The organism is Mesorhizobium sp. GW821-FHT07A06, from assembly GCF_059419085.1.
Map to the genome: position 1 here is coordinate 172,585 of NZ_JBWKRC010000007.1, position 20,840 is coordinate 193,424.

22 protein-coding genes are annotated in these 20,840 nt (G+C 62.2%); 4 read left to right on the forward strand and 18 right to left on the reverse strand.

Annotation, left to right across the window (positions count from 1 at the left end; genetic code table 11):
* Positions 1–101: 101 nt before the first annotated feature.
* A complete protein-coding gene (gene gltA / locus AC07SZ_RS22710) occupies positions 102–1,430 on the forward strand; it encodes a citrate synthase (protein ID WP_056577025.1) in 1,329 nt (442 codons plus the stop codon).
* A gap of 95 nt (positions 1,431–1,525) precedes the next feature.
* Here the strand turns inward: gltA and lpxB are convergent, their stop codons facing one another.
* From lpxB to AC07SZ_RS22775, 13 genes are all read right to left on the reverse strand, one after another.
* Positions 1,526–2,698, reverse strand: coding sequence for a lipid-A-disaccharide synthase (gene lpxB, locus AC07SZ_RS22715; protein WP_056577022.1), 1,173 nt, complete (start codon positions 2,696–2,698; stop codon positions 1,526–1,528).
* Complete coding sequence (locus AC07SZ_RS22720) at positions 2,691–3,590, reverse strand: LpxI family protein (protein WP_494915958.1); 900 nt, start codon at positions 3,588–3,590, stop codon at positions 2,691–2,693. The genes lpxB and AC07SZ_RS22720 overlap by 8 nt, the downstream gene beginning before the upstream one ends.
* Entirely contained in the window at positions 3,577–4,410 is an 834-nt protein-coding gene (lpxA, locus tag AC07SZ_RS22725; protein WP_056577019.1) for an acyl-ACP--UDP-N-acetylglucosamine O-acyltransferase, read from the reverse strand. Before lpxA ends, AC07SZ_RS22720 begins: the two co-directional genes overlap by 14 nt.
* A gap of 13 nt (positions 4,411–4,423) precedes the next feature.
* Positions 4,424–4,891, reverse strand: coding sequence for a 3-hydroxyacyl-ACP dehydratase FabZ (gene fabZ / locus AC07SZ_RS22730; RefSeq protein WP_494915961.1), 468 nt, complete (start codon positions 4,889–4,891; stop codon positions 4,424–4,426).
* Positions 4,884–5,939, reverse strand: coding sequence for a UDP-3-O-(3-hydroxymyristoyl)glucosamine N-acyltransferase (gene lpxD, locus AC07SZ_RS22735; protein ID WP_056577013.1), 1,056 nt, complete (start codon positions 5,937–5,939; stop codon positions 4,884–4,886). The genes fabZ and lpxD overlap by 8 nt, the downstream gene beginning before the upstream one ends.
* Before the next feature lie 75 nt (positions 5,940–6,014).
* On the reverse strand, positions 6,015–8,390 hold the full coding sequence (bamA, locus tag AC07SZ_RS22740; protein ID WP_494915963.1) for an outer membrane protein assembly factor BamA: 2,376 nt from the start codon (positions 8,388–8,390) through the stop codon (positions 6,015–6,017).
* A 217-nt stretch (positions 8,391–8,607) separates the two neighbouring features.
* Positions 8,608–9,750, reverse strand: coding sequence for an RIP metalloprotease RseP (gene rseP / locus AC07SZ_RS22745; RefSeq protein WP_494915965.1), 1,143 nt, complete (start codon positions 9,748–9,750; stop codon positions 8,608–8,610).
* Between the two features lie 97 nt (positions 9,751–9,847).
* Positions 9,848–10,663, reverse strand: a complete 816-nt coding sequence (locus tag AC07SZ_RS22750) for a phosphatidate cytidylyltransferase (RefSeq protein WP_056577003.1) — start codon at positions 10,661–10,663, stop codon at positions 9,848–9,850.
* The gene (locus AC07SZ_RS22755) at positions 10,660–11,424 is read right to left on the reverse strand and encodes an isoprenyl transferase (protein ID WP_494915967.1); all 765 of its coding nucleotides are present in this window, start codon (positions 11,422–11,424) and stop codon (positions 10,660–10,662) included. The genes AC07SZ_RS22750 and AC07SZ_RS22755 overlap by 4 nt, the downstream gene beginning before the upstream one ends.
* Positions 11,425–11,426: 2 nt before the next feature.
* Positions 11,427–11,981 carry a ribosome recycling factor gene (frr, locus tag AC07SZ_RS22760; RefSeq protein ID WP_027051885.1) on the reverse strand — a complete coding sequence of 185 codons (555 nt, stop codon included), beginning with the start codon at positions 11,979–11,981 and terminating at the stop codon, positions 11,427–11,429.
* 109 nt (positions 11,982–12,090) lie between these two features.
* Positions 12,091–12,813, reverse strand: coding sequence for a UMP kinase (gene pyrH / locus AC07SZ_RS22765; RefSeq protein ID WP_081294803.1), 723 nt, complete (start codon positions 12,811–12,813; stop codon positions 12,091–12,093).
* 161 nt (positions 12,814–12,974) lie between these two features.
* Positions 12,975–14,084: an aldo/keto reductase gene (locus AC07SZ_RS22770; protein ID WP_494915969.1), complete on the reverse strand. Its 1,110-nt coding sequence runs from the start codon at positions 14,082–14,084 to the stop codon at positions 12,975–12,977.
* A 37-nt stretch (positions 14,085–14,121) separates the two neighbouring features.
* Positions 14,122–14,649, reverse strand: coding sequence for a nuclear transport factor 2 family protein (locus AC07SZ_RS22775; RefSeq protein WP_056576994.1), 528 nt, complete (start codon positions 14,647–14,649; stop codon positions 14,122–14,124).
* Positions 14,650–14,765: 116 nt separating this feature from the next.
* Between AC07SZ_RS22775 and AC07SZ_RS22780 the strand changes: the two genes are divergently transcribed.
* Positions 14,766–15,701 carry a LysR family transcriptional regulator gene (locus AC07SZ_RS22780; RefSeq protein WP_494915971.1) on the forward strand — a complete coding sequence of 312 codons (936 nt, stop codon included), beginning with the start codon at positions 14,766–14,768 and terminating at the stop codon, positions 15,699–15,701.
* Between the two features lie 13 nt (positions 15,702–15,714).
* Here AC07SZ_RS22780 and tsf read toward each other — a convergent pair whose 3' ends face one another.
* From tsf to AC07SZ_RS22805, 5 genes are all read right to left on the reverse strand, one after another.
* The gene (gene tsf, locus AC07SZ_RS22785) at positions 15,715–16,635 is read right to left on the reverse strand and encodes a translation elongation factor Ts (RefSeq protein ID WP_056576988.1); all 921 of its coding nucleotides are present in this window, start codon (positions 16,633–16,635) and stop codon (positions 15,715–15,717) included.
* A gap of 109 nt (positions 16,636–16,744) precedes the next feature.
* Positions 16,745–17,527, reverse strand: a complete 783-nt coding sequence (gene rpsB / locus AC07SZ_RS22790) for a 30S ribosomal protein S2 (protein ID WP_023777441.1) — start codon at positions 17,525–17,527, stop codon at positions 16,745–16,747.
* Positions 17,528–17,704: 177 nt separating this feature from the next.
* Positions 17,705–18,316, reverse strand: coding sequence for a LysE family translocator (locus tag AC07SZ_RS22795; RefSeq protein ID WP_056576985.1), 612 nt, complete (start codon positions 18,314–18,316; stop codon positions 17,705–17,707).
* Positions 18,313–18,591 (reverse strand): DUF4031 domain-containing protein, encoded by a 279-nt coding sequence (locus AC07SZ_RS22800; RefSeq protein ID WP_056576980.1) that lies wholly within the window; start codon positions 18,589–18,591, stop codon positions 18,313–18,315. Before AC07SZ_RS22800 ends, AC07SZ_RS22795 begins: the two co-directional genes overlap by 4 nt.
* A gap of 36 nt (positions 18,592–18,627) precedes the next feature.
* Entirely contained in the window at positions 18,628–19,458 is an 831-nt protein-coding gene (locus AC07SZ_RS22805) for a cell envelope integrity EipB family protein (RefSeq protein WP_494915972.1), read from the reverse strand.
* Between the two features lie 138 nt (positions 19,459–19,596).
* Here AC07SZ_RS22805 and AC07SZ_RS22810 point away from each other — a divergent pair, with 138 nt between their 5' ends.
* Positions 19,597–20,061, forward strand: a complete 465-nt coding sequence (locus AC07SZ_RS22810; RefSeq protein WP_483124755.1) for a RidA family protein — start codon at positions 19,597–19,599, stop codon at positions 20,059–20,061.
* Between the two features lie 7 nt (positions 20,062–20,068).
* Positions 20,069–20,797, forward strand: coding sequence for a glycerophosphodiester phosphodiesterase (locus AC07SZ_RS22815; RefSeq protein ID WP_494915974.1), 729 nt, complete (start codon positions 20,069–20,071; stop codon positions 20,795–20,797).
* Positions 20,798–20,840: the final 43 nt, after the last annotated feature.

The window sequence follows — 20,840 nt, forward strand, 5'->3', positions numbered from 1 at the left end:
TCCTAAAATGCGGTGGCGAATACGCGCATTGCGGTGATTTCGACGTGTCGCTCTGCAGAAATTTGCCTTTGCCGGCATGAGGAAACAAGAAGGAGTTTGCAATGACCGAAGCTGCGAAAAAACTGGATGTGGGCGGCAAGAACCAAGAAGCTACGGCAACGCTTGAATTCGCCGGCAAGACCCATGAATTCAAGGTGCGAAGCGGCTCCGTCGGGCCTGACGTCATCGACATCGCTTCGCTCTACAGCACCACCGGCGCGTTCACCTACGACCCCGGTTTCACCTCGACCGCAAGCTGCGAGTCCGAAATCACCTTCATCGACGGCGATGCCGGCATCCTCTTGCATCGTGGCTATCCGATCGACCAGTTGGCTGAACACGGCGACTTCCTCGAAGTCTGCTATCTCCTGCTCTACGGTGAACTGCCGACCAAGGCGCAGAAGGACGATTTCGATTACCGCGTAACGCGCCACACCATGGTGCACGAGCAGATGTCGCGCTTCTTCACCGGCTTTCGCCGCGATGCGCACCCGATGGCGGTGATGTGCGGCGTGGTCGGCGCGCTGTCGGCCTTCTATCACGACTCCACCGACATCTCCGACCCGTACCAGCGCATGGTCGCTTCCATGCGGCTGATCGCCAAGATGCCGACGATCGCGGCCATGGCCTACAAGTACCACATCGGCCAGCCCTTTATTTACCCGAAGAACGATCTCGGTTTCGCGGCAAACTTCCTGCATATGTGCTTTGCGGTGCCGTGCGAGGAGTACAAGATCAACCCGGTACTGGCGCGCGCCATGGAGCGCATCTTCATCCTGCACGCCGATCACGAGCAGAATGCCTCGACCTCTACGGTTCGCCTCGCCGGCTCTTCCGGCGCCAACCCGTTCGCCTGCATCGCCGCCGGCATCGCCTGCCTGTGGGGCCCGGCCCATGGCGGCGCCAATGAAGCGGCGCTCAACATGTTGGGCGAGATCGGCCATGTCGATCACATCCCGGAATTCATCGCCCGCGCCAAGGACAAGAACGATCCGTTCCGGCTGATGGGTTTCGGCCACCGCGTCTACAAGAACTACGATCCTCGTGCGAAAATCATGCAGAAGACGGCGCACGAGGTCTTGGGCGAACTCGGCATCAAGGACGATCCGCTGCTCGACATCGCCATGGAACTGGAAAAGATCGCGCTGACCGATCCCTATTTCATCGAGAAGAAGCTCTATCCGAATGTCGACTTCTATTCCGGCATCACGCTCAAGGCGCTGGGCTTCCCCACCACCATGTTCACCGTGCTGTTCGCGGTCGCCCGCACCGTGGGCTGGATCGCGCAGTGGAAGGAGATGATCGAGGATCCGCGCCAGAAGATCGGCCGCCCGCGTCAGCTCTACACCGGCGCGCCGGAGCGTGACTACGTGCCGATCGCCAAGCGCTGATGAGAAGAAGTGAGTAGTCAGTAGTCAGTAGTCAGTAGTGATGGTCAACTTCACTACCCACTACCCACTACCCACTACCCACTACTCACTACTCGCTATCTCGCCCTCTTGACGTACCCCATCACCACCTGCGCCGCTATCTCGCCCGACGGCCTGTCCGTCGCCATGCGCCGCGCGATCTCGGCAAAACCATCTTTCTGCCAGGCGCGCATGCCGCTGTCGGCGAACAGCGCTTCCATCTGCCGGGCCAGGTTGTTCGGCTTGACGTACTCGTTGTAGAACTCCGGAATAAGCGCACGATCCGCAATCAGGTTGGGCAGCAGCGCCGACCAGACGGAAACGAAATAGGGCGCAATGGCACGTGCTATGGGATCGAGCCTGTAGCACGAGACCATCGGCACACCCGACAGCGCCAGCTCCAGCGATACGGTTCCCGATGCGATCAGCGCGGCATCGGCCTTGCCGAAAGCCTGCCATTTGCGTTGGGGATCAACAATGATCTCTGGCTTTTCATCCCAACGATTGACCGAGGATTTGACGAGGTCGGCGACATGGGGAACCGTCGGCAGCAACAGCCGCAGCCTATGCCCGCGCGCGCGCAGCATCGACACCGTCTCGCCGAATGGTTCGATCAGCCGGCGCACCTCGCCGCGCCGCGAGCCGGGCAGCACCAGCAATGTCTTGATGCGGTCCTGGGCAAGATCGCGCGGCAATTCCTGCGCCTTCGCGGCGGCAAGCACGCCCGCCTCATGCGTGAGGCGATGCCCGACATAGGTGCCGGGCGGGCCACCCAGCCGCTCGAGTTCCTTCACCTCGAAAGGCAGGATGCAAAGGATATGGTCGACGTAAGGCTTCATCGCCACCGCCCTGCCCGGCCGCCACGCCCAGACGCTTGGACAGACATAGTGGATGATGGGAATCGACGGATTGGCCGCACGCACCTTCCTGGCGACACGCAAGGAAAAGTCGGGGCTGTCGATGGTGACCAGACAGTCCGGCTTCTCGTCCGCGATGGTTTTGGCCAGTTGGCCGATCCGCCTTATGAGGCGCGGCAGATCGCGCAGGACGGCGCTGAAACCCATCAGTGCGATCTCGCCGGCATCGAAGGGCGACACCAGGCCCAATTCGCCGAGGTGCCGGCCTCCCAAGCCGACGAGTTGCACCTCTCGGCCCGTCATATGGCGGAGAGAACGGACGATGTCGGCGCCAAGCAGATCGCCTGATTCCTCACCCGCGACGATCGCGACCTTCAGCGCCTTGTCAGCCATGCGCCGGCTCCGCTGCGGCCAGGCCGACGATGAACAGACCGAGTTCATTGGCGCGCGACAGGGTTGCGGGGCCCTCGAGGATCAGTGAGCGTCCCGCCTCGACGGCAATGCCCGCAAGCCCGGCCGCGTGGGCTGCTTCGATCGTCTGCGGTCCTATGGACGGAAGATCCGCGCGCAGCTCCTGGCCGGGCTTGGCGCATTTGACCAGGACACCGCGCGTTTTTCCGGCGATGCGGCCGTGGCCACGCAGCAGCCTGGCGCGATCGAGCAGTCCGGCCGTGCCCTCGATGCCCTCGAGCGCGATGGTCCGGCCGCCGACCGCGATCGCCGCCTGGCCGATATCCAGTGCTCCGATGGCCTTTGCCGCCGCGAAGCCCGCCTCGATGTCGCGCCAGTCGGACTTCCGCGGCTCCACCTTGGTCAAGGTCCCTTCGGCCGCCACAAGGTTCGGCACGATCTCGTGGGCACCCACGACCTTTATTCCTCGTGCCTCGAGGCCTCGCGCCACCACTTTCAGCAGCCCATCGTCGCCGCGCGCCAGTGCCATCACGACAACCGGTATCACCGCAAGCAGGCTGAGGCTTGGGCGCAGATGCGTCAGCCTTGGCCGGCGCTTGATCTCGCCGGCAAGCACAAGATGGGTAATCCGGTGGCGCTTGAGCAATGGAACAAGCGAGCCGATCGCCTCCAGGGCCAGGGTCTCATGGTCATACTGGCGCAATTCCACCAGGCGGTCGGCCTCGCCGTCCATGAGGACGACGAAGGGCGGGTACCCCTGCTCGGCCGAGCCGGCCGCGACTTCGACGGGAAGGCTGCCGCCGCCGGCGATGATGCCGACCCTGGCACCTGGCGGGAGATCAAGACCAGCAGAAGCCGTCTCAGTCTTCATCATCGGCATCGTCGCCGTCGCTGCCCTTGAGCGATGGCACCGCATAGTGCCGCTTGCCGCGACTGCTGATGAAATCGATGATCTTCATGGCGGTCGGCGAAGAGGCGAACTCGGCCTTGGCGAATTCAATGTTCTCGCCGACGGTGCGGGATCGGTCGAAGATCGTCCTGTAAGCCTTGCGCAACAGATAGATCTCGGAACGCGGCAGACCGGCGCGCTTGAGGCCGATGATGTTCAAGCCACGCAAGCTGGCGCGGTTGCCAACGGCAATGGCGTAGGGAATGACATCACCGACAAAAGCCGAGCATCCGCCAAGAAAGGCGTTATCGCCGACGCGCACGAACTGATGAACGGCGCTCAGGCCGCCAATATAGACGTTATCGCCGATCTCGCAGTGTCCGCCCAGCGTCGCGCCATTGGCGAAGGTGGCGTTCTTGCCGACCACGCAATCATGGGCGATGTGGGCATAGGCAAGGAAATTGCCGTTGTCGCCGACTGTCGTCTCGCCGCGGCTGGTATCCGTGCCGACATGCATGGTGACGCCTTCGCGGATGGTGCAATTGGCGCCGATGACCAGCGTGGTGCGACCGCCCTTGTGCTTGGTGTTCTGCGGTGGCGCGCCCAATGTCGCCATCGGATAGACCTTGGTGGACGCCCCGATAGTGGTCGCGCCCATTACCGAGACATGGCTGACCAGTTCGACGCCATCACCGATCACAGCATCGGCGCTGATATGGCAAAACGGCCCTATGCGCACACCCTGGCCGATTTGAGCGCCCTCTTCCACGACGGAAGAAGGATGGATTGAAGTCTTGATTTTCATAGGCACTCGATCGTCAGTCGCCGGTGACCATCATGGCTGAAATCTCGGCCTCGGCTGCCTTGGTGCCATCGACCAGGGCTTCACAGGCGAATTTAAGCAGGTTGCCGCGCTTCTTGATTTTCTTGACATGGATCTTCAACTGGTCGCCGGGAACGACCGGTTTGCGGAATTTGGCATTGTCGATGGTCAGGAAATAGACCAGCGACGGCTTCGACGCCCCAAGGCTTCGGATGCAGATGGCGCCCGCCGTCTGTGCCATGGCCTCGACGATCAGCACGCCCGGCATCACGGGTTGCTCCGGGAAATGCCCCTGAAAATGCGGCTCGTTGATGGTGACGTTCTTGATGCCGATGGCGGATTCATCGCCGTCGATGTCGATGATGCGGTCGATCATCAGGAAGGGATAGCGGTGCGGCAGAAGCTTCATCAGCCCCAATATGTCGACCGCTTCCAGCGTCGTCGCCGCCACCATATCACCCATTGTCCTTGCCCTGCTTGCGTGCCCTGGCCATCGTGCGCAACATGGCTATCTCCCGCATGGCTTCCGCCATCGGCTGTGCCGGATAACCGCCCCAGATCTCGCCGGCAGGGACATTGCTCATAAATCCACTTCTGGCGGCAAGCTTGGCTCCTGTGCCGATGGTCAGGTGATCGGCAAGTCCGACGCCGCCGCCCATCGTGACATTGTCACCCACGACCACGGAACCGGAAATACCTGAAAGCCCGGCCACTATGCAATTGCGACCAATGCGGACGTTATGGGCGATCTGGACGAGATTGTCGATCTTGGTACCCTGGCCGATGATCGTATCGGACATGGCGCCACGATCGACTGTCGAATTGGAGCCGATCTCGACATCATCCTGGATGACAACCCGCCCGATCTGGGGAACCCGTTCCGGCCCCTTGGCGCCGGCAACGAAGCCGAAGCCGTCCTGGCCGATCCTGGCGCCGCCATGGATGATGACCCGGTTGCCGATCAGCGCATACTGGATGCTGGCACCCGGGCCGACATAGCCGTCACGGCCGATCTGGCAAGACTGTCCAATGACCGCGTTGGGTGCGACGACGGTACCGCTGCCAATCGAGACGCCCGGCCCGATGACCGCGCCGGCCTCGATGATAGCGCCGGCTTCGATATGCGCGGTCGGATCGACATGGGCATGCCGCGAAACTCCGGTTTCACCTGTCATTGGCCCCGGCGTGGCGGCTGTCGGGAACAGCAGCCGGCCGACGAGCGCAAAAGCCTGTTGCGGCCGTGGGTGGATCAGCACAGCGACACCGGCCGGCGCCTTGTTGGCGAATTCCGCTGGACAGAGGACCGCAGCCGCCCGCAGCGACGGCATCAGCGCGGAATTGCGCCTGCCGTCGACGAAGACGAGCGCGTTGGCAGCGCCTTCGTTGGCTGGCGCCAGCGCTTCGATCGAAACGTCGGATTGGCCGGAATCGACAAGCACCGAGCCGGTCAGATTCGCGACTTCGGCCGCCGTATACCGGCGTGATGGCGCGAAGAACACCGGGTCGGTCATTCCAGAAGCTATATCCAGCTAGGTCGGAACATTTCTCCCGGATCAACACAACCCGGGAGCATCGTTGGCCGCCGATCAGAAGCGGGTCGATATGCCGAAGTTGAATTCCTGCACGTCGTCTGTCGCTTCCTTCTTGACCGGGATCGCGTAGTCGATACGGATCGGACCGAACGGCGAGGCCCACATCAGGCCGACGCCCACCGAGGCACGCAGCTTCATATCGAGAGAACCCTGGTCGACCGTCGTGTTGATCTTGCTGCCGTAGAGCGTCGCAGCGTCAGCAAATACGGCACCGCGGAGACCGAAGCTCTCGGGAACGACCGGCAATGGGAACTGAGCTTCGGCCGAGGCATTGAAATAGGTCACCCCGCCTAGATGGTCACCGGTATTCGGATCCACCGGACCGATGCCATTATACGCAAAGCCACGGATCATGCGGTCGGTGCTCTGGAACTGATCGAAGATGCGCAGAGTACCATTATTGCCATAACTCTCGACATGACCGGCGCCGCCTGAAATCAGCCCGACCAGATCAAGCTGTTCGGAAAGCGTCTGGTAGATGCTGCCGCGCCCGGTAAGCTTCACGAACTTGGCATCACCACCAAGTCCGGCCACTTCCACAGTCGTATTGGCATAGATGCCTTCATGCGGGTTCTTCATGTCGTCGATCGTGTTGTAGACCAGCCCCAGGCTGATCGACGACTTGATCCAAGGGCTTTGAGCGATGCCGTCCAGGATGGCGGGTGAAATATGGCAGGTGCCATCTGGAGGATTGGGAGGATCGGTAGGGCCGCAATTGTCGTCGACCTTATACTTCTCCTGAGAGATATTGTACGCCAGCTGGGTGGTTATGTTGTTGGTAATCGGCAGCCCGAAGCGGATCGTCGCACCGGTGGTGTCGCTGTCATAATTGTTATTGTACTGCCTCGTCGACTTGTAGATGTCGAAGCCGGCGGCGATGCGCCGCCCGAGGAAATACGGCTCGGTGAACGAAATGCTGTAGTCGCGCGAATTCTTGCCGCCACCCGCCGACAGCTTGATGAACTGGCCACGACCGAGGAAGTTGCGCTCGGTGATCGATCCTTCGACGGACGGGCCCGCCGTGTCGCCACCGGTCGAATAGCCGGCGCCAATGGAGAATTCACCTGTCGACTTCTCGACCACATCGACCACCAGCACGACCTGGTCTGGCTGGGAGCCGGGCACGGTCGAGATGTCGACTTTCTCAAAGTAGTTCAGAGCTTCCAAGCGCTTCTTCGCGCGCTGGATGAGCACCTGGTTGAACGCATCGCCTTCGCTGACGTCGAATTCGCGGCGAATGACATAGTCGCGCGTGCGATCGTTGCCGCGGATCTCGATGCGCTCGATATAGGCTTTGGTGCCCTGGTCGACCGTATAGACCACCGAAATAGTATGGTTCTCGAAGTTGCGGTCGCCGCGCGGCGTCACCTGTGCGAAGGCATAGCCGGAGCCGGCCACCTTCTCGGTCAGCGCGATGATGGAATCCTCAACCTTCTTGGCATTGTAGACGTCGCCCTTGCTGGTCTCGACTACTGATTCCAGCGACTTGGAGTCGACTTCGGGGATCGTGCTTTCGACGCTGACGTCACCGAAGGTGTAGCGCTCGCCTTCCTGGACGGTGATGGTGACCGTGTATTTGTTCGTTGCGCTGTCGAGTTCGCCGACAGCCGACACGACCTGGAAATCGGCATAGCCGTGATTGTAGTAAAAGCGGCGCAGCAGCTCCTGGTCAGCGCGCAGCTTGTCCTCGTCATAGACGTCATCCCGCAGGATGAACGAAACCCAGGACGAACGCTTGGTGTTGATCACGTCCGACAGGCGGCGGCTCGAATAGGCGCTGTTGCCGACGAAGTTGATCGCCGCGATCTGCGTGCGGTCGCCTTCCGTGATATGGAAGACCACGTTCACGCGGTTGTCGCCGAGTTCCATGATCTGCGTGGTCACGCCGGCATCGTCGCGACCGATGCGCCGGTAAGCGGCCTTGACCGCCTCGACATCGGAATCAAGCGTCGCCTGCGAGAACGTCCCGCGCGGCTTCAGCTGAACCGCGGCCTGAAGCGCATTGTCCTTGAGCTTCTTGTTGCCCTGGAACAGCACCTGGTTGACGACCTTGTACTCGGCAACCTTGACCACCAGCGTCGAACCGACCTGGTTGATCTGGACATCCGAGAACAGGCCGGTGCCGAACAGCGCCTTGACCGCGCTGTCGATGTCGGAACTGGAGAAGGCCTTGCCCGGCTTGATGGTGATGTAATTGCGGATGGTCTCGGCGTCGACACGCTGGTTGCCGGTCACCTCCACCCTGCTTACGACAGCGGCTTCAGCCGCCGATGTGGCAACGAATTGCACCGCGAGCGCACCTGGTACGACCAGAGCGGCGGACAGTGCCGCCGCTGACGCGGCGTTCAGAAACTTGGATGCTGCCTTCATCGGGCTTAATAACCTTTTCTCGTAGTCCCCACGGCGAGAAAACCGGACGTGCGGTAATTTCCCCTACCGTATTAACCGGATTTTCCCTACACGCAAGGCTTCTGGTTAATTTGTATTTACTTAACCCTGGTGCGTGGCTTTCGCGTCACTCATATCCCCGTGCATGGTAAACGGCGTCTCAACATCGGCCATGCCGAGGCCGAATTTCTTCATGATTTCAGCATCCAAAGAGATCATTCCAGAACACGAAACCCATGAAGCACAGGACAAGGAGCAGACCGGCCCGATAGGCCATTTCCATCATCCGTTCCGACACCGGCCGGCGAATGACAGCCTCCACCCCGTAGAACAAGAGATGGCCGCCGTCGAGGGGGGGAATCGGCAAAAGATTGAGAATACCTATCCCGACAGACAGCAGCGCGACGAGCTGAACCAGCCACTCGAAACCCAGTTTCGCGGCCTTGCCCGCCATGTCGGCGATCTTGACCGGACCACCCAACTGGCACTTGTCCTCGCGCCCGGCGACGAAACGCTGCAGGAACTGGCCGGTGCGCTCGATGACGTGGCCAGTTTCCTCGACGGCCGCCGCAACGGCACCGACCGGTGTGTAGGTGATGAGACGGGGCTGGCCGAGTTCCTTGTTGTTGACGACGCCGATCACGGCGACCTTGACCTTGTTGCCAAGCGCGTCTTCCTGCTCCATCAACTGCGGGGTCGCGGTGACCGTGACTTCCTTGCCATCGCGCAGCATGACGAAGGTGATGGTGTCGCCAGCCCGGCCCGAGACCAGCCGCTGCACATCGCCGAAGGTTTCGACCTTGCTGCCGTCAACGCTGACGAATCGGTCCCCGGGCAGGATGCCGGCCTTCGCCGCGGGGCTGTCCGTCGTAACCTCCGCCACCATGGGCTCCGCGACATAACGCCCATAGGCCGCGAAAAGGACGGCAAAGACGACGATCGTCAGCAGGAAATTGAACAGAGGCCCGGCCGCCACGGTCGCCGCGCGCTTCCAGATCGCCTGGGTGTGGAAGGCGACCTTGCGCTCCTCGTCGGTCAGCGTCTCGAGCTCATCCGAGGTGGGTTGGCTGGAGGTGGCGTTCATGTCGCCGACAAATTTGACATAGCCGCCAAGCGGTATGGCGCAAAGCTTCCAGCGCGTGCCATGCCCATCGTTGAAGCCGATGATTTCGGGACCGAAGCCGATCGAAAAGGCCTTGACCCCGATGCCGCACCAGCGGCCGACGAGGTAGTGGCCCATTTCGTGGACGAACACCACCACGGTCAGAACGAAGAGAAACGGCACGAGCGTGCCGAGAAAGAAGCCTTCCGTGCTGAAAATCGCGTGAAGAATCTCGTTCAATTCAGGTCCTCAAATTCTTCCGCAGTTGCGCCGTGACTGTGACATCAATCCAGGCGAATCCAAGGCGCGCCCGCACCAGATCGTGGAACGGCATCATTCAAATCGGAAACAGCCCCTGTGCCGGATGATCGGCGCCCGCCGAAATCCAGCCAATGACGTACAGGGCGAGAGCGGCCGCGACAAGCCCGTCGACACGGTCCATCACGCCGCCATGCCCGGGAATGAGCACACCCGAATCCTTGCGGCCATGCCGCCGCTTGACCCAGGATTCGAACAGGTCACCGGCCTGGGCTACGATTGAAAGCACGAGCGCCACAAGGCCGAGCAGCGCCAGGTTCCCGGCACCAGCGGCGGCGGCCAGCACAACCCCGGCAACGACACCACCCACAGCACCGCCAAGCGCACCGCTGCGGGTCTTTCCGGGCGAAATCGACGGCGCAAGTTTGGGACCGCCGACGGCGCGCCCGACGAAATAGGCAAAAATGTCGGTCGCCCAGACAACCGCGAACAAAAACAGGATGGCGACGAGGCCCGCATGGTCGCCATCGCGCAGCAGGGCGAGCGACAGGCCGGACACGCTGGCATAGGCAAGGCCGCTTGCCTCCCATTGCCCGGTCTGACGAACCAGGGCGGCAATCGCCGTTACGGCAATCAGAATCACGGCTAGCAGCAGCAGCCAGAACGCGGCAAGCCCGGCAATCAGGGCGCCGATGAAAACGACCGCCAGCGCCTCGGGCAGGAAGCCCAGCCCATGGGTCGTGACAGGCCGCGACATGCGTGTCCACTCGTAAAAGATCATCGCCACCATGGCTGCGCACAGCAGTCGGAACGCCAGGCCGCCAAGCCATGTCAGGCCAAGGGCGATGACGGCAAGCACGACCGCTGAAATGACGCGGAGCTGAAGGTTGCTCATCCCGCGGCCGGTCGCGACGCGACGTCTTGCTGGCCCAATCCGCCGAAACGGCGCTCGCGGCCGGCAAATTCGCGCAAGGCCTCGGCGAGGTGCTCGCGGCTGAAATCAGGCCAATAGCAAGGCAGGAACACGAGTTCGCTATAGGCAGCCTGCCACAAGAGGAAGTTGGACAGGCGAAGCTCGCCGCTGGTGCGTATGACCAGTTCCGGATCGGGAATGCCTTGCGTGTCGAGACAGCCGGCAAAGCTTTCGGCGGTAATTGCTTCGCTGTCGATCTCGCCGCGCGCCGCGGCCGAAGCAAGCTTGCGCGCCGTGCGAACGATCTCGTCGCGTCCGCCATAGTTGAAGGCGATGACCAGCGTCAGCGCTTCGTTGCCGGCGGTGAGCGATTCGGCCTCGTCAAGCAGCCCTCTGATGTCGGCCTGCAGCCCTGCCCTGTCGCCGATGATCCTGACCCGCACGCCGCTCTGATGGAGTTCGGCGAGATCGCGGCGGATGAAAAGCTTCAACAGTCCCATCAGGTCGCTGACTTCGGACTTCGGCCGCGACCAGTTCTCCGAAGAGAAAGCATAGACGGTCAGGAAGGAGATACCGAGATCCGGTGCCGCGCGCACCGTCTTGCGCAGTGCCTCGACGCCGGCGCGATGACCAGCGAGCCTCGGCATGCCGCGCGACTTGGCCCAGCGTCCATTTCCATCCATGATGATCGCGACATGCGCGGGCGTTGTCATGATCTCGCTCTCGGGTCGGCCTGCGGCCAACCCTAAACCTGCATGATTTCAGCTTCCTTGTCGGAAAGCAGATGATCGATGGTGCTGATCGTTTCGTCTGTGAGCTTCTGGACCTGGTCCGAACGCTTGCGCTGATCGTCCTCGCTGATGGTGCCGTCCTTCTCCGCCTTCTTCAGGAAGTCCATGCCGTCGCGGCGCACATGGCGCGCGGCGACGCGGGCGTTCTCGGCGTAGCCATGCGAGATCTTGACCAGTTCCTTGCGGCGCTGCTCGTTGAGCTCCGGCAGCGGAATCCTGAGATTGGTGCCGTCGACGATCGGGTTGAAGCCCAGATTGGATTCCCGGATGGCGCGGTCGACGGCTCCAACCATCGACTTGTCCCAGATCGACACCGAGATCATGCGCGGCTCCGGAACGGTAACGTTGGCGACCTGGTTGATCGGCATGGTGGTGCCGTAGGCCTGCACCTGGATGGCATCGAGCAGATTGCTGGAGGCGCGACCGGTCCGCAGCGAAGCCAGGTCATGCTTGAACGCGGCGATTGCCCCATCCATGCGCCGCTTGAGATCGTCGTACTCACCACTCATCTTAGTCTCCTCGACCCGTCTGCCGCGGGTTCACTGCTTCGGGGCAAGGCCCCGTTCGAGCCTGATTTTCGAAAAGCCGGTTTCCCTTTTCTAGGGATCAGGCCCCGGATCAATCGTCCGCGACGACCGTGCAGCGGCCGCCGCCCCTCAGAATATCGCCGAAACCACCTTTTTCGTGGATCGAATAGACGATTATCGGAATGTTGTTTTCGCGCGCAAGTGCAATCGCAGCAGTATCCATGATGGAAAGGCCGCGATTTATGACTTCGGCATGGCTGATGCGCTCGAAACGCGTCGCACGCGGGTCCTTTTTCGGGTCGGCCGAATAGACACCGTCGACCTGCGTGCCCTTGAACAGCGCGTCGGCGCCAATTTCGGCCGCGCGAAGCGCTGCGGCCGAATCAGTGGTGAAGAACGGATTGCCGGTGCCGCCGGCAAAGATCACCACCCTGCCCTGGTTCATGTAAGCGTCTGCCTGGCGTTGCGAAAAACTCTCGCAAAGTTCGGGCATGGCGATCGCCGACAGCACCACGGCATCGACGCCGATCTTGTGCAGCGAGGTGCGCAATGCCAGCGAGTTGATGACCGTGGCAAGCATGCCCATGTGGTCGCCGGTGACGCGGTCTCCACCCTTGGAGGCGACGGCCACGCCGCGGAAGATATTGCCGCCGCCGATGACGACGCCGACCTCAATGCCCAGCGCGCGGGCCTCGGCGATGTCGGCTGCGATGCGATCCACGACCGAGACGTCGATGCCGAAATGCTGCTCGCCCATCAACGCTTCGCCCGACGCTTTCAACAAGACACGTCGGTAGAGGGGCTTCACCGTCATCTGGTCCTCGTCATTTTGCATGTGGCGCGCCTGGGCTGGCCGCCCTCGCGCAGGCGCCGCGCCCCGAACATTGGCGCGATGCCGAGTTCCGATACACGAAGGGCGCCGCGATGTCACGCGGCGCCCAATCGGCAAATTGACGGCAACCCCTGCCCGATCGATCAATCGGTGGATACGCTGGCCGGCTCGCCTTCGACAAGCACCGGCGAGGCGTAGCCGGGGGGCTTGTCTCCCGTTGCAGCGCCGCCGGTGACGCGCGCCTGTATCTGCGGCCCGAAATAGGAATAGGGAAACGGCGCCGGCGTTGCGCTGACCGAATCCAGCCGGTTGCGAAGCCCTGCCGGTATCTCGAAATCCAGCGCGCCAAGATTGTCCTTGATCTGGCTGGGCGTCGTCGCACCGAGGATGACGGCGGCGATCCCCGGCTGCGTCGCCACCCAGTTGAGCGCGACCTGCGGCATGCCGCGGCCAAGCTCGGACGCAACCTTCTCGAGCTCGGCCACGATGGCCCAGTTGTGCTCCGTGAATTTCTGGAAGCCCGGATGCGTCGAATTGCGAAACCCGTCGAGCCGACCGGCATTTCCGGCCTGGACCGGCCGGTATTTACCGCTGAGCAGCCCGCTGGCCAGCGGGCTCCAGACCATGATGCCGGCGCCATGCCGCATGCCGAATGGCACGAACTCATTCTCGATCGAGCGTTCGGCGAGGGAGTATTCGAGCTGCAGGGCCGAAACCGGTTCATATCCGCGCAACTCGGCGATCACCTGTGCCCGCCCCGCATACCAGGCCGGCACGTCGGACAGGCCGATATGGCGCACCTTGCCCACCCGCACCAAGTCATCCAGGGTGCGCATGACTTCTTCGGCCGGCGTCAGCCTGTCCCACACATGCATGAGATAGAGATCTATATAATCGGTGCCCAACCGCTTCAGTGAAGCGTCTATCGCGCGCATGATGTTCTTGCGGCCGTTGCCGCCGGCATTGGGATTGCCGGGCTGCATGTTCATGGTGAACTTGCTGGCGATCACCGCGGTATCGCGCAAGCCCCGCTCGGCGATGAATTCGCCAAGCCAGGCTTCGGCGGTGCCACCGGTGTAGAGGTCCGCCGTGTCGAAGAAATTGCCGCCTGCCTCGACATAGGCGTTGAACATCGCGCGGGCCGTGTCCCTGTCGGCTCCCCAGCCCCATTCCTTGCCGAACGTCATGGTGCCCAGCGCCAGCCGGCTGACCCTGAGTCCGCTGCTGCCGAGCGTGTAATAGGTCATGGTCATGATCGTCTTCCAATGCTTGATGGTGAGTGCCGTGGTATCACTGGCCCGGCGTCGCCTTGACCCAGGGGTTGCCGCGCTCATGCGTCATGCGGAAGGCGAAGCCGTTGACCTTCCAGCCGGAGGCGGAGCGCGTCAGCTTGTGCTCATACGTGCCCCAGACCTCCCAAAGCGGGTCGCCATTGCCTTCCATCCGGTTCCAGGCATAGCCGTTCGACAGGACGGTCGCCGTGTCCGCCTCGAGTTCGACCTGGTGATTGGTGCGCAGGTGCAGGCTTGTCTTCGAACCCTTGAGGTTGCCGGCCCAGGCGCCGATCAGGTCGTCGGACGCGATGACGGCCGCGGGCTGTCCCGACAGGCTGCTGAAGTCGGCGGCAACCCGATCAGCGAAATAGCTGCGCGCGAGTTTCCAGTCCTGTGCGTCGACGGCGCGGTCGATGGCATCGGCGATGCGGATGACCGCGCGCTCGTCCGCGAGCGCTTGCCAGCCGGATGGTTCCGCCCCGCCGGCATCGACCGGTGACAGCGCCATGCCGGCCGCGAAGGTTAAGTGCTTCAACGCATTCATGTCTCTTCTCCTCAATGCCATCAGCCAATCGCGGATGTTTCGGCGACAATGTGGATCGGTGCCTTGGCATCGATAAGATTGCATTGTTCGCAAGGACCATGCGATATCATTCATGAATGGATCGGGATCTGCTCAGCCATCTGCCGGTCATCGTTGCCGTTGCCCGGCGCGGAGGTTTCGCGCTTGCGGCCGCCGAACTCGGCATGAGTCCGTCGGCTGTCAGCCATGCGGTGCGCCTTGTCGAGGAGCGGGTCGGTCAGCCCCTGTTCGCACGCACGACACGCAGCGTTTCGCTCACCGAGGCCGGCAAGGCATTGGTGGAAACGGCCGCTCCCGCCCTTCAGGATATCGCCGAGCGGATGGATCGTATCCGCAGCGTCAAGGGCAAGCCGTCCGGCCTGCTCAGGATCAATGCCTCCAACATCGCGATCCCGTTGGCGGTGACGCCGGTCGTCGCCGCCATGGCCGAGCGCTATCCGGACATCACGGTGGAGGTCTTCGCCGATCAGGGGCTGGTCGACATCGTCGGCGAAGGTTTTGACGCCGGGATCCGGCTGGGCGAGATGATCGCTCAGGATATGGTCGCCGTGCGGCTCACGCCTCCGTTCAAGGCCGTCATCGTCGCCTCTCCCGCCTATATCGGGCGCCGTGGCCGCCCGCGCAGCGTAGCCGATCTCGCCAACCACAATTGCATCGGTTACCGGCTGGTTCGCTCCGGCGCGCTCTATCGCTGGGATTTGGCCGAGGACGGCAAGGATGTCGTCATGGAGACCGGCGGAACGGCCATCGTCACGGATTCGCTCGCCGCGATTGACCTGGCGCTTGCCGGAGTAGGCCTTGCCTACATGTTCGAACCGCTGGCGCGCGCGGATCTTGCGGCCGGCCGCCTGGTGCAGGTGCTGCCGCAATCAGCGATCGAGGAGCCTGGCCTGTTCCTCTATTTCCCGCGCCGGGCGGCGATGGCGCCGAAGCTGAGGGCGTTTATCGACACCGCACAAGAAATCGGCCTGACATCCATGCGGACATCAGGCCGAAAAACACTGTCGGAATAAAGCGGTAGGAAGCTTACTTCTTGACCGCGGCCGCGACTTCCGCCGCGAAATCGGTCTCTTCCTTCTCAATACCCTCGCCAAGCGCGAAGCGCAGATAGGCGGTGATCTTGGCCGGCGCGCCGATTTCCTTCTCGGCATCCTTCAGGGCCTTCTCGACGGTGATGTCGGGATTGAGCACGAAGGCCTGCTTCAAGAGCACGACTTCCTCGTAGAACTTGCGCATGCGGCCTTCTACCATCTTCTCGATGATCGCTTCCGGCTTGCCGGACTGACGTGCCTGGTCGGAGAAGATCGCCTTCTCGCGCTCGACCGCGGCCGGGTCGATCTGCTCCGCCGTCAGCGCCATCGGGTTGGTGGCGGCGACGTGCATGGCGACCTGGCGGCCAAAGGCGTTGGCCGCATGCTCATTGCCCGTGGTTTCGATCGCGACCAGCACGCCGAGCTTGCCGAGGCCGTCGGCAACCGCGTTGTGGACATAGGTCGCCACAGCGCCATGCGGAACGGTCAGCTTGGCCGAGCGGCGGAAGCCCAGGTTCTCGCCGATGGTGCCGACAGCATCCTTGATGGTGTCGGTGACCGACTTGTCCGAACCCGGATATTTGGCGGCGGCAACCGCCTCGGTCGTGCCATAGGCGAGAGCGACCTTGGCAACGTTGGCGACGATTTCCTGGAACGCGGCATTGCGGGCAACGAAGTCGGTCTCGGAATTGACCTCGACGACCGCGGCCTCGCGCACGCCATTGTCGACGCCGATCAGGCCTTCGGCGGCGGTGCGGCCGGCCTTCTTGTCGGCCTTGGAAATGCCCTTCTTGCGCAGCCAGTCGACGGCCTCTTCCATATTGCCGTTGGTCTCGTTCAACGCCGCCTTGCAGTCCATCATGCCCGCGCCGGTCAAGTCGCGGAGTTCTTTGACCTGTGCAGCCGAAATGCTCATTGTCGCCTCTTTGTTTTAAATGCACCGACGCACCATCGGTACTCGATGGTGCGTCTGTTTAGCGTGCCAGAATATGAGAAAGATGAAGGCCGTTGCCGGCCTTCGATTATCAAGCCTCGGGGGCTTCCGACGCCGGAGCCGGATCGAGCGCCGGCTCTACCGGAGCTTCAACCGAAGCGCCGATGTCGACGCCGAGCGCGCCCTGCTGACGGGCGATGCCGTCGATCGCAGCCTTGGCGATCAGGTCGCAATAGAGCTGGATGGCGCGGGCCGCATCGTCATTGCCGGGGATCGGGAAATCGATCTTGTCCGGATCGCAGTTCGAATCGATGATGGCGACGACCGGGATGCCAAGGCGCTTGGCCTCAAGGATGGCGATCGCTTCCTTGTTGGTGTCGATCACGAACATCAGGTCGGGCGTCGAGCCCATGTCCTTGATGCCGCCCAGTGCCTTGTCCAGCTTCTCGCGCTCGCGATCGAGGTTCAGGCGCTCCTTCTTGGTAAGGCCCTGGGCCTCGCCGGCCAGCATCTCGTCGAGCTTGCGCAGGCGCTGGATCGAATTCGAGATCGTCTTCCAGTTGGTCAGCATGCCGCCGAGCCAACGCGAGTTGACATAGTACTGGGCCGAACGCTGAGCCGCATCGGCAACGATGTCGGACGCCTGGCGCTTGGTGCCGACGAACAGCACGCGGCCGCCCTTGGCTACGGTGTCGGAGACCTGCTTCAGCGCCTGGTGCAGCAAGGGCACCGTCTGCGAGAGGTCGATGATGTGGATGTTGTTGCGGGCGCCATAGATGTAGGGCGCCATCTTCGGATTCCAGCGGTGGGTCTGGTGGCCGAAGTGAATGCCAGCTTCCAAAAGCTGGCGCATGCTGAAATCAGGCAGAGCCATTCTTATTTTCCTTTCCGGTTAGCCTCCACGGACACAGGCATTTTCGGACGAGGTCCTTGAACGCCACCGGAGGTTTCAGCCGGATTTCTCCCGGGCAGACACCAAAGTCCGTGTGTGGAATGAGCGCGCATATAGAGGGGAAGTGCGACAAACGCAAGCGGGGCGGCGCTTTACCGCTCAGCGTGCGGCAATCAGCGCTCCGGTGCCGATCATGGCGCTGCCGGCAAACCGGTTCATCAGCCGCATGCGCCTGGGTGTCCTGAACCAGCCCGAAGCCCGGCCCGCAAGTGCTGCATAGGCACCCATTGTGAGGATATTGACGCTGATCACGACGGCCACGACCAGCAGGCCATCGACAAAGGTGAGCGTGTCGAGGTTGAGGATCAGCGGCATGATCGAGGCATGGAACAGGATTGCCTTCGGGTTTCCCAGCGCGATGGATGCGCCAAGGAGGAAGGATCGGGACAATCTCGCCTCGGCCGTCCGTGATTCATCCGATTGCGCGGCCGAGGCGCGCCACATCCTGATCCCGAGAAAGATCAGATAGGCAGCGCCGGCATATTTCAGCAGGAGAAAGATCCATTCGAAGGTCTGGGCCAGCGCCACCAGACCGAGCAGCGCCAGGGTGACCAGCACGGCGTCGCCGGCGGCGACCCCAATGCCGGCCATGAAGGCACGAAGGAAACCCCGCGACACGCCATTGGTGATGACCGCGAACATCGCGGGTCCCGGTGTGGCGGCGGCGAGCGTGACGGCGGCGCAATAGGCAAGAAATGCCGTTGGTGTCATGGCCTTGCCTTTCCATTGGGCACCCGCACGCGCCGGAAGATCGCGACGATCTCCTCGCGGCTGCATTCGATGGCGCCGAGCCGCACCGCGCGGTCGCGCTCCAGGCCGGTTATGTCATAGTGCGGAGCCGACGTCTTGGGCGGGCCCTGGTAGGACGAGCGCTTGACGCCCAGTTCGGCGGCGAATCGATGCAACTCGTGGGTATCGTCGGCCATCAGGTGGCACCAGCGATGGCCGGCCCACTTCCAGATCGCCGCATCGACGTAGACCGCCATCAAGCCCGCCGCGACCAGCTCAATTGCGCACCCCGGCTATTTCGATATCGGGCAAGGCTTTGTCTGGTCGAACAGCGAAAGATTGACCAGTTTGCCCGTCATCGAGAAGTCGCCATAGTCCATGGTGAGATCGCGGGTGATGCCGTTCTCATGCAGCTTGAAGCTGATCCGGTATTCCGGCACCTCTTCACCGTTCTGGGCGCTGTCATCGAAATAGGCGATGTCGACCGGCCAGTATTTGTCGGTGGCGAGCTTCGCCAGCGCCGGAGCTTCCGGATCGGCCTTGTCAGCCTCGGTCTTCTTGCCGACGACGACGGTGGTCGTCATCACCTTGTTGGCGTCCTCGGAGCCGTCGAACAGGTTTGTCTGGTAGAAGTTCTCGCCTTTCTCGGCCTTGCCGATCAGTTCGACCAGATGCTGGGTCGGAAACTGGGTGGCGGCGAGTTCCAGGCTGTTCTTCTCGGGCTTGTCGATATCGACCTTCAGCCCCTTCGCATCTTTCGTGGCGATACCCTTGACCTCCTTGTCGAGGTTCTGGTCGACGAAGGATTTGGTCACGAACGAAAAGGTCTTGCCTTCGGCATCCTCGAAAGTCGTTGTCTGCTGGTCGGTGAGTCTCGTGTTGTCGTTGGTGACGATCTGGGTCACGAAACGGAATTTCACCGTATAGCCTTCGCATGCCGAACCGTTGAATTCATAGACCATGCGCCCTGATATGCCTGTTATGCCGGACCGGTCGGAGGCCTTGTTGAGAGTGAGGTCATACACGGCGCGGTGCGCCTGCAGCGCCGGGACGGCGAAAGCGGGGCCTACCGAGAAGACCGCCGACAACAGGGCGGCGTGGAATGCAAGGCGCGTTGCGCGCATGAGGTACTCCGATCGTCGCGGCTGATGGCAGGCCGCAGGGAAAGATGGTCCAGCTTAAAAAAAGTCGTGGCGGAAGCGAGGCAAAAATAGCAATTTCGGCCCGGCCAGCGCGGCGCCTTCCAGCAATAGGGAAAAGCAATGAGTGAAACAATCGAAAAGCGGCTAAGCGATCTCGGCGTGGCGCTTCCTGTCGCCGCCGCACCTGCCGCCAACTACGTGCCCTATTGCAGGTCAGGCAATCTGCTGTTCACCGCCGGACAATTGCCGCTCAAGGACGGCAAGCTGCAGGCGAGCGGCCTGCTCGGCCGCGACGTCGACACGGCAAGCGGCAAGGACGCGGCAAAATACTGCGCAATCAACATTCTGGCACAGGCCAAAGCCGCGCTCGGCGATCTCGAGAAGATCCGGAAGCTTGTGAAGATCACCGTCTTCGTCGCCTCCGCGGCTGACTTTGTCGAGCAGCATCTGGTCGCCAACGGCGCCTCTGATTTCCTGGTCGCCGCCCTTGGCGAGCGCGGCAAGCACGCCCGCTCGGCCGTCGGCACCGCCTCCCTGCCGCTTAATGCCGCAGTGGAAATCGAAGCGATCTTCGAAGTCGAATGAGGCTGACATGACCGACCTCTCCTGGCTGACTGCCCGGCCGGTTGCCCATCGCGGCTTCCACGACATGAACAAGACGCGCTGGGAAAACACGCTGTCGGCCTTCTCCGCCGCGGCCGAACGCGGCTACGCCATCGAATGCGACGTGCATCTGTCGTCGGATGGCGTTCCCATCATCATCCATGACGACGACCTGAAAAGGCTGACCGGACAGGATGGTTTCGTCTGGCAACGCAGCGCTTCCGAACTGACCGCGCTCAAGGTTGGCGGCACGCCCGACCACTTGCCGACGCTGCAGGAAGCACTCGACCTGGTCGACGGTCGCGTGCCCATGGTCGTCGAACTGAAAGGGATTCCCGGCCGCGATGAAGGCCTGGTGGCGCGTGTCGGCAAGATGCTCAAGCGTTACAAGGGCAAGGCGGCGATCATGTCGTTCGATCACTGGCTGATCCGTGATTTCCCGAAACATGCGCCCGGCATTCCCGCTGGTCTGACCGCCTATGGCAAGGACCTCAAGCTGATCGAAGCGCATTTTTCCATGCTGGCGCACGAGCTTTCCTTCACTTCCTACGCCGCCGGCGACTTGCCGAACCCGTTCGTCAGCTTCGTGCGTGAAAAGCTCAAGATGCCTGTCATCACCTGGACGGTCCATGACCAGCCCGCGATCGACTTGACCTTCAGATATGCCGATCAGATGACATTCGAAGGGTTCGAACCCGACTTGGTGCACGTCGCCTGAACGGGGTGTCTGAAACGTGACTTGTAGCGGCCCCGATGGAGCT